Source organism: Thalassolituus alkanivorans (assembly GCF_020447205.1).
In the GTDB taxonomy this organism is placed as follows: Bacteria; Pseudomonadota; Gammaproteobacteria; order Pseudomonadales; family Oceanobacteraceae; genus Venatoribacter; species Venatoribacter alkanivorans.
Genome location: NZ_JAJAEL010000001.1, coordinates 98,120 through 107,955 on the forward strand (window position 1 = coordinate 98,120; position 9,836 = coordinate 107,955).

At 51.0% G+C, this 9,836-nt stretch carries 10 protein-coding genes and 1 pseudogene; 9 read left to right on the forward strand and 2 right to left on the reverse strand.

The annotated features are described in order from the left end of the window. The first annotated feature begins 2 nt into the window (after positions 1-2). From hemF to LGT44_RS00425, 3 genes are read left to right on the forward strand one after another with little or no spacing between them, the layout of a single operon-like run. On the forward strand, positions 3-956 hold the full coding sequence (gene hemF, locus LGT44_RS00415; RefSeq protein WP_230331719.1) for an oxygen-dependent coproporphyrinogen oxidase: 954 nt from the start codon (positions 3-5) through the stop codon (positions 954-956). Positions 957-966: 10 nt separating this feature from the next. Continuing rightward, complete coding sequence (gene aroE / locus LGT44_RS00420; RefSeq protein WP_230331718.1) at positions 967-1,797, forward strand: shikimate dehydrogenase; 831 nt, start codon at positions 967-969, stop codon at positions 1,795-1,797. 50 nt (positions 1,798-1,847) lie between these two features. Next, positions 1,848-2,546, forward strand: a complete 699-nt coding sequence (locus LGT44_RS00425; RefSeq protein WP_230331717.1) for a VC0807 family protein — start codon at positions 1,848-1,850, stop codon at positions 2,544-2,546. A 69-nt stretch (positions 2,547-2,615) separates the two neighbouring features. Here the strand turns inward: LGT44_RS00425 and LGT44_RS00430 are convergent, their stop codons facing one another. Next, positions 2,616-4,478, reverse strand: coding sequence for a choice-of-anchor I family protein (locus LGT44_RS00430; RefSeq protein ID WP_230331716.1), 1,863 nt, complete (start codon positions 4,476-4,478; stop codon positions 2,616-2,618). A gap of 220 nt (positions 4,479-4,698) precedes the next feature. Here LGT44_RS00430 and LGT44_RS00435 point away from each other — a divergent pair, with 220 nt between their 5' ends. Genes LGT44_RS00435 through LGT44_RS00445 form a run of 3 tightly spaced genes read left to right on the forward strand, consistent with a single transcriptional unit; the run spans position 4,699 to position 6,716 of the window. Beyond that, positions 4,699-5,163, forward strand: coding sequence for a hypothetical protein (locus LGT44_RS00435; protein WP_230331715.1), 465 nt, complete (start codon positions 4,699-4,701; stop codon positions 5,161-5,163). 9 nt (positions 5,164-5,172) lie between these two features. Beyond that, a complete protein-coding gene (locus LGT44_RS00440) occupies positions 5,173-6,231 on the forward strand; it encodes a hypothetical protein (RefSeq protein ID WP_230331714.1) in 1,059 nt (352 codons plus the stop codon). Between the two features lie 2 nt (positions 6,232-6,233). Then, the gene (locus tag LGT44_RS00445) at positions 6,234-6,716 is read left to right on the forward strand and encodes a hypothetical protein (protein WP_230331713.1); all 483 of its coding nucleotides are present in this window, start codon (positions 6,234-6,236) and stop codon (positions 6,714-6,716) included. A gap of 352 nt (positions 6,717-7,068) precedes the next feature. On the opposite strand, the gene LGT44_RS00450 is transcribed toward LGT44_RS00445, so the two are convergent. After that, positions 7,069-7,791 carry a YebC/PmpR family DNA-binding transcriptional regulator gene (locus LGT44_RS00450; protein WP_145467257.1) on the reverse strand — a complete coding sequence of 241 codons (723 nt, stop codon included), beginning with the start codon at positions 7,789-7,791 and terminating at the stop codon, positions 7,069-7,071. Positions 7,792-8,370: 579 nt separating this feature from the next. Here LGT44_RS00450 and LGT44_RS00455 point away from each other — a divergent pair. The 3 genes and pseudogenes from LGT44_RS00455 to LGT44_RS00465 form a co-directional block, all read left to right on the forward strand. Further along, positions 8,371-8,703 carry a hypothetical protein gene (locus tag LGT44_RS00455; protein WP_230331712.1) on the forward strand — a complete coding sequence of 111 codons (333 nt, stop codon included), beginning with the start codon at positions 8,371-8,373 and terminating at the stop codon, positions 8,701-8,703. A gap of 136 nt (positions 8,704-8,839) precedes the next feature. Next, entirely contained in the window at positions 8,840-9,511 is a 672-nt protein-coding gene (locus LGT44_RS00460; protein ID WP_230331711.1) for a hypothetical protein, read from the forward strand. 122 nt (positions 9,512-9,633) lie between these two features. Then, positions 9,634-9,741: pseudogene (locus tag LGT44_RS00465) on the forward strand (helix-turn-helix domain-containing protein); the annotation flags it as partial. Positions 9,742-9,836 lie beyond the last annotated feature (95 nt).

Genomic DNA, 9,836 nt, shown 5'->3' on the forward strand with positions numbered 1-9,836 from the left:
TTATGAGCCAGGCTCATTCGGGCTGCGATGTGGCAGCGGTTAAAGCGTTTCTGCTGGATCTGCAGGACCGCATTTGCAGTGCACTGGAAGCACAGGACGGTAAGGCGCAATTTCAGGAAGACTCCTGGGAGCGCCCGGCGGCTGAAGGTGATCTGGCATTAACCGGTGGTGGCCGTACCCGCGTGATCGCCGATGGTGGCGTGATTGAAAAAGGCGGCGTGAATTTTTCCCATGTGCGTGGCGCTCGCTTACCGGCGTCGGCAACGGCTAATCGTCCGGAACTGGCCGGACGCAGCTTTCAGGCGCTGGGTGTGTCGCTGGTGATTCATCCGCACAATCCTTATGTGCCGACTTCTCATGCCAACGTACGTTTATTTGTCGCCGAAAAAGAAGGCGAAGAGCCGGTGTGGTGGTTTGGTGGCGGTTTCGATTTAACGCCGTTTTATCCCTATGAAGAAGACGTGGTGCACTGGCATCAGATCGGCAAAGATCTGTGCGCACCTTTTGGTGAGGAAGTATTCGCCAAATACAAAAAATGGTGTGACGACTATTTCTACCTTAAACACCGTGACGAAAGCCGTGGTGTCGGCGGTCTGTTTTTCGACGACCTGAACGAGTGGGACGGCGAACTGAATTTTGAAAAATCCTTCGCCTTTATGCAGGCGGTGGGTAACGGCTATATCGATGCCTATGTTCCCATCGTGGCGAAGCGCAAAGACACGCCTTATGGCGAGCGCGAGCGTAAATTCCAGTGTTACCGCCGTGGCCGCTATGTGGAATTTAATCTGGTGTTTGACCGCGGCACGATCTTTGGTCTGCAGACCGGTGGCCGTACCGAGTCGATTCTGATGTCGCTGCCGCCGGTGGTGCACTGGGATTACGACTGGCAGCCGGAACCGGGCTCTGCTGAAGCGAAACTTTATACTGATTTCCTGCCCCATAAAGAATGGGTGTGAGGCTGTAGTTATGACTGATCTTTATGCCGTTGTGGGCAATCCCATTGGCCACAGTAAGTCGCCGCAGATTCATTCTGCATTTGCCGCGCAGACCCGTCAGGATCTGCTTTATACCGCGCAACTGGTACCGCTCGACAGCTTCGAGCTGGCACTGGATAAATTCTTTAAACACGGCGGCTGTGGTGTCAACGTGACCGTGCCGTTTAAAGAAAATGCCTGGCGTTACGCCGATGAATTTACCCCGCGTGCACAGCGCGCGCAGGCGGTAAACACGCTGAAGAAAATGTCCGATGGCAGCATCCTGGCCGATAACACCGATGGTGTGGGTCTGGTACGCGATCTGACGGTGAATCATGGTGTGACATTAACCGGCAAACGTATTTTGTTGCTGGGTGCCGGTGGTGCGGTGCGTGGTGTGCTGCAGCCCATTCTGGAACAGCAGCCGGCGGAGCTGATTATTGCCAACCGTACGCTGAGTAAAGCGCAAACGCTGGCTGCGGACTTTGCTGATTTAGGCAATATTAAAGCGGCAGCATTTGATGCACTACATGGCAGCTTCGATGTCATCATTAACGGTACATCGGCCAGTCTGAGCGGCGATTTACCACCATTGTCTCCGGCGGTATTAACAGCGGAAACCGTTTGCTACGACATGATGTACAGCACGCAAACCACAGTGTTTAACCAGTGGGCGCTGGATAATGGCGTGGGCAAAGTGATTGATGGTTTAGGCATGCTGGTAGAACAGGCGGCTGAAGCCTTTGCTCTGTGGCGTGAAGTTCGTCCGGAAACCGCAACGGTGATTACAGTACTGCGTGGTGAGCGCCGTCAGCGCCGTTAATGCGCGCTGACGGCATTTCTGATCCGCCTGATTTTTTATGGAAACCTTTAATGACCACCACCTCAAGCAGCAAGAAGAATCATAATTTTTTCAGTAATCTGCTGTTCAATATCGTTATCCCAACACTGATTCTCACCAAAGCCAGTGGTGACGATATGCTTGGCCCTACACTGGGAGTTATCGTGGCGCTGGCATTCCCGCTGGCCTTTGGTCTGTGGGATCTGAAAACCGCCGGTAAAGTAAACGCCTTTTCGATACTGGGTATCGTCAGTGTATTACTGACCGGTGGTATCAGTTTGCTGCAGTTGCCGCCGGAATATCTTGCGGTGAAAGAAGCATTAATTCCGGGTCTGATTGGCATTGCGGTATTGCTGACCCTGAATACCCGTTATTCGTTATTGCGCATGATTATTCTGAATGACGAAGTCATCGACACAGAAAAACTGCAGCAGGCAATTGCCGAACACGGTGAGGAAGAGAATTTTCAGCGTCACCTGACGATGGCCAATAAAATTATCGCCGCCTCGTTTTTTCTGTCATCAGCGCTGAATTATGGTCTGGCGCGCTATATGGTAACCGCCATGCCAGGCACCGAAGAATATAACGAACAGCTGGGTGCGATGACGGCGATGAGCTATCCGGTGATTGTGCTGCCGAGCATGATTATTCTGGTCCTGGCGATCTGGTATTTATTCCGCAATATCCACAAAGCAACTGGTCGCGGACTGGAAGATTTTATGCGGCAGTAAGCTTGGCGCAGAGACATAAGAGATATAAAAAAACCGCGCCGGAGCGCGGTTTTTTCACCAATGCAGCCGTTACAGTGCAGCACTGCTGAAATTCAGCTGATACACACTGGTTGTTCCACTCACTTCATTACCCACAGCAATAAAATGCTTACCGGCACGGCTGAAGTAGTCGATAGACTCCGGGCCTAAATCGCCGGCGGCGCTGTTGTAGGTATCGTTATCGCATTCGCCATCAGCATTCACTTGGGTGCATACCGCAGCGGTAAAATCGCGGTTATTCAGATAGCTCTGGAATACCGGTGCCTGCGGGTTGCTGATGTCATACACCATGATGCCGCCCTGACGTTCCAGACCCACGAACGCAAAAATACGGCCGTTAATGCTGGCCACTTCGATGGCTTCCGGCTCGGTGCCTTTATCATCGCTGCGGTTGTCGGCGGTTTCTGCGGTTAAATTCACTTCGTTGTCGGCATTAAAATTATCCGGCTCAACGGCAAACACACGCTTGGCAATATCGTCGCCACTGTCATATACCAGTTCCGCATTGCTGTTCCAGATGGAAAACGAACGCGCGCCGTAAGCGTACAGGGTGTCGCCTGCGCCGATACTCTCACGGTCGTTAATCAATTTAAGACGCTTCAGCTGGTCGTTATCATTGAGGGCGGCTTTTAACGGATGGGCATCATCGACGATATCAAACAGATCGCCACCGCGGGCTTCGTCGATATGAGAAATACAGTCGTCGCTTTCGTTGGCGTATTTCTGCGCGTCTTCGTCTTTGCCACCAACTGAATAGTCTTTGCCATCCCAGCTGTGATTGGCCGCATCACAAGCCTGCTGTGTGGTTTCGTAAATATACTCGCGTCCGTCGCCTTCGTTGGCAGAGACAATATAGGTTTCGTTATTCAGTTCAAAGCTGGCAATGGTGTCCGGCATATACAGACCAGCCAGTTGCTCGTAGCTGGCAAACTGACCTGCCATACCGTCTTTATTGGAAGGGTCCAGCTGGTTTCCGGATGCTGTATTCCACGATTTTTCTCCCAGCGCTTTAATACTCTCTACACGGGCGTTGGCCACATCAATAATGGCCATGGCGTTGTTTTCCTGCAGCGCGACCCAGGCTTTGCTGCCGTCGCTGTTCAGGGTCAGATATTCCGGCTCCAGATCCTGTGCCACGCTGGTACCCGCCGGGCCGGAAATACGCACGCCGGCGGGTAATTCAGCAGCCCGGCTGCCACCGTTATTAAAATCGGTAAACAGCACTTGCTGTACCACGGCTTTATCGGCACTGAAGCCTTTATTTAAATCGACAATGGTGATCGAACCCTGTGGGTCATTTTGATAATCACCGCTTGGTTCGCCTTCGTTGGCGCTCAGAATATAACGGCCATCGGCTGACAGGGTGACCATATCCGGCAGGCTGCCCGCTGGGTACGTTGCCAGCAGGCTCAGATCGTCAGAGCGGTACAGCGCAATCAGACCGGCATCCTGTTTTACTTTGGCTTCAATGGCGACGGCAACCAAACCATTTTTGGCTGAGACGCTGTTGGCGGCACCAATTTCAATACCTGCGGCAGTGGCTGCAGAGGCCAGATTGATACTGCCTTTTTTCGTCGGTGCGCTGTTGGTTTGCGCCAGTGATAAAACATCAATGGTGGCGTCTTTGGCGTTCACCACATAAAGCTGATCAGAACAGCTGTCATAGCTGACAATTTCTGCCGAGCTGGTGGCAAAGTCATTACCAGATTCATAGCTGTCGATCAGTGTCAGTTGCAGAGTCCCGGTTGCGCTGGACGCAGCGGCTTTTTCTACGCTGGCGCACTGAATACCCAGCTCAGCCAGTGGGCTTTTATTACTGCTTTTATTGTCGTCACCACCACAGGCGGCCAGCAGAGCCGTGCTTACTGCAACAGCCAGAAACTTCGGGTTCATAGTATCTCCGCTTAAAGTTAATTCATTTTATTGGCGCAGAGGATGGGACGGATTTATTACAGACATGTGACGATTTGATCAGAGAAATACATATCCGGGTAATCTGCTGCTGACAGGCCAGCGTAAAAAAATCAGGGCATTACAAGCCACAATCGTTCTGGCGTGGCTGGATCGTCTTAAAATGAGACGGTATATTCGCGGAAAAATCCGGGGACATTTTATGAAGCCACTTATACCAGTGTTCGCATGTCTGATATTGGCAGGCTGTGCCGATACTTATCCTGACATTACCAATAACAGCAGCGGTGTTCCTGACCCTGATCCCGCATCCAATGATACGTTTTTCAATGCGGATTATATGGACGATGGTGATACCGCAACCCTGGGGCCGGATGACCGGCAGGATTATTACCGCTTGGCCGGCAGTCGTTTTGAGTCCAGCTATAACGGTACGCTGACCATCAGCCTGACCAATATGAACGGTAATGCTGATCTGGAAGTATTTGACCATAACCTGAACCTGCTCAGTTGGTCGCGCACGGAAGGAACAGCTGATGAAGTGGTGACTCTCTGGTATGACGCCAGTCGTAATACCGATCCTGACAGCCGTGGTCTGCACATGGTTAAGGTCAGCTCGGTGGATGGTAATAATATGAATTACACCCTGCGTATCAGTTTTAATTAAGGAGTCGTCATGATCAGAATTTCTCTGGCAGTGGCGGCTCTGACCGCAACCGGTGCTGTTACGGCGCAAACGCAATACGGTGATTATCGCGATTTATCCTACACCTCTTATACTCTGCGTCAGACCGCATGGTCGCCGGATCAGTACGTGGGGGATCTGAAAGATCTGGTGGAATTCGGTGATGCATTAGCCCATGTGGTGGAATTCCGCTCGCCGCGTAACAACGCATTCAGCTTTGATCTGGCAGCCGCTGTACGCACCAATGCCGATGGTGAAACCGAGCTGGAATCTTTTGTCGGTGCGGTAGAAGCCGGCGGTGTATTTTTCCGTCTGGAAAACAGCAGCGCTGAAGGTTATATCCACCCGCAAGACAGCGATACCCGGTTTAATGGCCAGTACATTATTGGTGAGCGTAAATTCGATGCCGAATATACCCAGTTAAATATCGGTACCGAGGTAGAAGGTAATATGGGCGCGCGCTGGGGGCTTGGTTATATCGAAGTCAGTCAACCGGCGCAAATCAGCCTGTATACCGCCCGTTCTGGCGGCGGCTATACCGACCGGGCCAACTATCCGGATGCATTGGTTGACCCGGAATACACCACCCGTCTGATTGGCCTGTGGTTTGATGTCGATAACCTGCAGGCAGCGATGCACGACCAAAGCGGCTTTGCCCTCAGCCTGTCTGAAAGTGGTGGCTGGCGTTACGGCCCGGGTCTGACCATGGATGTGACCGTTGGTCTTATGACCGGCCAAAGCAGTGCCAACCTTGAACGGGTTGTAAAAGATAATTACGGCCTGAATCTGGAATACGAAGAGCCGGTCGGCATGGGCTGGTCGATCAGTTATAAGCTGGAATACATCGTCGCTTACCGCATGCCGGGCAGTAATATCGGGATGTCGTTCGGCGTTGAAGGCCGTGCACTGCAACAGTTCTTCACCACCGAAGATCTTACCGGGGCCGCCAACAGCGTGGATTCCAATTACGAAGCGGTTGGCCAGTTTGGTATCGGTGATAACACCGTATTCCACTACGGCCCCTTTGTACGACTGGCGTGGGAGATTTAAGTATGGCAACTCTGAAGCCCGTTATTTTACCGTTACTGGCCCTGACACTGGCTGGATGTATTGGCGAAAATGCCTCATTTGAACAGATTAAAGCAACGGCAACTGAACCGGCTAATCACAGCCAGAGCAGTGCTAACCGTTTTATAACTCCGGCGAGTGAAAACGGTACCGCCAGCAGTGGCGTGCTCGGGACGCTGGAAGCGGGAGAAGAAGATTACTACTACGTAGACGTAGATTACTTTGACAGTGGTGACCATGAGTTCCGTTTAACCGGGCTGACCGACGATCTGGATATGACCGTGATTGACTGGGACGGGCTGGAATATAGCTCTTCAGGTTCCGGTACCGGTGACGAAGTTGTCACCTCGGTCAGTACCAACGGATTAGGATTTTTCAGCGATAAAAAACGCATTGCTGTAAAAATCAGCGGCAAGACACCAACCTCTACCAGCCGTTTCCGTCTGGAGATGCGTACTACCGACTAAAACCTGAGCTGTAGCGCAGGCATAAAAAAAACGCCGCTGTGGTTTCCCGCAGCGGCGTTTTTTATTAGGGCCTGTCGACACTTAAGTAAATCCGGCCTGCTGAGAGCCAGTTTTTCTCAGAACAAGGAGAGAGGAGTGATATTAGAGGGCTAAATGAATGACGAACGACGACGTCAATGGGGGAAACTGGCCTCAGCCCGAAGGGTTATGGCTCAAAATTCCTCATCCAGCGTTGCTGTTCGCTCGCTTAACCCGTTAGGCCACACTCTCAGCGCCTTGTTTGAGATATTTTTAGCCAATAACAGGCCTGTTTAATTAGTGTCGACAGGCCCTAGCTTATTAAAAGCCTGAATCAGCCTTCAAACACACCGTTATGGTAGATGTGCGCAACATCTTCCAGATCGTTCAGCAGGCCAGCGAAACGCTCGAACTGAGCGATGTCATCGCCGGATACCGGATGCTCGGTCTGTGGCAGATAAGTGATCTCTTCCACCTCGAAATCGATTTCCGGGTTCATCTCGGTCAGCGCGGTTTTCGCCTTGAAGTAATCGGTTGGCGGCACCAGCACGGTGATCATGCCGTCTTCGCAGTCGATATCCGACACATCCACATCGGCCATCATCAGGGCTTCCAGTGCGGCTTCTTCGTCGTCACCGGCAAACACAAACATCGCGCGGTGATCGAACATATGCGACACCGAACCCTGGCTGCCCAGCTTGGCTTTGCACTTGGAGAAGATGCCACGGATATCACCGAAGGTACGGTTGCCGTTATCGGTCAGGGCGCTGATCAGCACCATGCAGCCGCCGGGGCCGATGCCTTCGTACAATGCAGGCTGGAAGTCTTCACCGGCGCCGCCTTTGGCTTTGTCGATGGCCTTCTCGATCACGTGGCTTGGCACCTGGTCTTTCTTGGCTTTATCGATCAGTCCGCGCAACGACAGGTTGGCAGACGGGTCGACACCACCGTTTTTGGCGCACATATAAATCTCGCGGCCATAACGGGAATACACTTTGGTTTTTGCTGCGGCCGTTTTGGCCATCGATTCTTTACGGTTCTGGTACGCGCGGCCCATAGGAATTGCTTCTTGTGGCTAATGAAAAAACGCACCGATTGTAACCGCTGGGCGCGATGCTGTCTTCTGTGGGGTGAGGGGGGCTGTGGATTCCTGCTTTAGCCATAAAGTGCAGGGACTGATAGGAGTGGCCGTGATCATCCGGATATGGCGCTGTTGCGCTGAGCTGAGAGGTGGGAGCGATAGTCGTGGCGTCTGTATACTCTGCTGTCTGTAGCTCCCGCTTTAAGGGGCGCGGAGAAAGGGGTTCTAGTATTACCCTGTGTACTCTTGGGGCCTGTTGTTTTGGTGGTGAGTCTGTCAGCGACAAGTCTGCAGCTGATGGATACGGATATTGGGCACGCTCCTATGAATGAGTATGTGAGCACGCAGTTGAAATGTTCGACGGGATCTTTCAGGTGACATGGCATACTTGAGGCGCCTGACAATTCATGATCGGTTGATGGAATGTGATAGATACCGATGGTTGTGATGTCTCCGAACAGACAGGTGTGGGCGCTGAACTAAAGCATGGATGTACTGCTAGAGCGGTGACTAAATGTCGTGGAGTCAGGTGGTTTATTTAACAGGGAGTTTATAATGAAGAAACGAATGCTGGTTGCTTTGATGCTTGTGATCCTGGCTGGATGCTGGGATGCCTCGTTAACGCCTGTTTTTGAGAATACGTCAGGGCAGGACGTTGTTCTCAACGTGGTTTACGATAACCAAGAGCGGGCTTATGTTATCAAAAATTCCAGAAATTTTGTTTTCCCCAATTTGATGGAGGAGCCTGGCTTTAAGCGACTAGAGCTTTTATCTGATAAAAAAATTATCGGCACATATTCGAAGAGCCAGCTTGCTGATTATCTTGAGAAATACAGCAGGGAAAAAATTGTTATTCAACCTGGATTAGTGGTGCTGCTACCGAATTGATTTTGGCGGCGGCTGGAAGTGTTATTGACTATGAATCGTACCAATATTTTTAGTGAGTGTAGTGTCTGTCAGAGTGATCTGTATACTTGTTTTAGTTTATATCAGAGGCAACAAATAGGACGCACATCGTAGCACTATGGCAGCAGAAGGCTATGCGGAGTTTGTACCAAGCAAATGGAGCGCGGCAAAAGCCCTTGGTAACGGCCCAGTGGCTCATGCGATGGAGGCGGCGTTGATTGGCGGGACATCGCAGGTGATTATGGGCGGGGGCACTCAAGGATTTATTAATGGCGCATCAAGTGCGGCGATGTCGAGGTTGTTTAATTACTGTGGTAAACATGGAAGCAAAGATAACTCTTGCGGTAGTCGAATGCCGGAGACTGCGGATGGAACCGCAATGGATTATGATAACGCTGCAGATCTTTCTGCTGGTCTTGTAGCCAACAATATCAGTCACTCCTGTGGAAGTTTTGAAGTAAGCGTATGTACTGGTGTGAGAACACTTTTTGGGGGCAGAGAGGTAGAGGCCTTTACTCCTGGTACCAGTATGGCTTCAGTTTATGCAGATACGCGATCAGCTGTTGGTCATATTGAAACTTACGCAGATTCGATAGGCTACAAGATCAAAGGGTTTACCAGAGAAGTATTTAAAATTATCGGGTTTGGGGGGCTTACTGTCGATACGATAGTAAATGCAGGAGCTAATTATAGAGGTGCTAGAGCATGGTGTACTGCATCCTGTGGCATGGATCGGTGGCACAGAGAGCTTCTATTGGAAAATCAGTTGAAGGCTAAAGGGGATTGGTAGTGTTAAAATACGCTAATAATGTGAATTAGTTCAGACCTGATCTGACACTTCTGATTGAAAAGAAGAGAGTTTCCCGTTTTGATAATGGTGTCGAATCAATATCTCAACAAAGGAAACTCTCTATGCTTGAGTCTAACAATCCCATCATAAAACACAAAGCCGGTTTGCTGAATCTGGCTCAGGAACTCGGTAACGTATCCAAAGCCTGCAAGGTTATGGGTGTGTCGCGAGGGTGTTCAAAATTCTGTGTCAGCGAATTACAGATCAATATGAGCGTCTAACCGCCCGGCAAAATGAATCGACAGCTGAGACAGTGTCAGATTCC

What these genes read in the sequence shown, in the direction of transcription:
- hemF (WP_230331719.1), top strand. Translation starts at nt 3, where the DNA reads ATGAGCCAGGCTCATTCGGGCTGCGATGTGGCAGCGGTTAAAGCGTTT.
- aroE (WP_230331718.1), top strand. Translation starts at nt 967, where the DNA reads ATGACTGATCTTTATGCCGTTGTGGGCAATCCCATTGGCCACAGTAAG.
- LGT44_RS00425 (WP_230331717.1), top strand. Translation starts at nt 1,848, where the DNA reads ATGACCACCACCTCAAGCAGCAAGAAGAATCATAATTTTTTCAGTAAT.
- LGT44_RS00430 (WP_230331716.1), bottom strand. Translation starts at nt 4,478, where the DNA reads ATGAACCCGAAGTTTCTGGCTGTTGCAGTAAGCACGGCTCTGCTGGCC.
- LGT44_RS00435 (WP_230331715.1), top strand. Translation starts at nt 4,699, where the DNA reads ATGAAGCCACTTATACCAGTGTTCGCATGTCTGATATTGGCAGGCTGT.
- LGT44_RS00440 (WP_230331714.1), top strand. Translation starts at nt 5,173, where the DNA reads ATGATCAGAATTTCTCTGGCAGTGGCGGCTCTGACCGCAACCGGTGCT.
- LGT44_RS00445 (WP_230331713.1), top strand. Translation starts at nt 6,234, where the DNA reads ATGGCAACTCTGAAGCCCGTTATTTTACCGTTACTGGCCCTGACACTG.
- LGT44_RS00450 (WP_145467257.1), bottom strand. Translation starts at nt 7,791, where the DNA reads ATGGGCCGCGCGTACCAGAACCGTAAAGAATCGATGGCCAAAACGGCC.
- LGT44_RS00455 (WP_230331712.1), top strand. Translation starts at nt 8,371, where the DNA reads ATGAAGAAACGAATGCTGGTTGCTTTGATGCTTGTGATCCTGGCTGGA.
- LGT44_RS00460 (WP_230331711.1), top strand. Translation starts at nt 8,840, where the DNA reads ATGGCAGCAGAAGGCTATGCGGAGTTTGTACCAAGCAAATGGAGCGCG.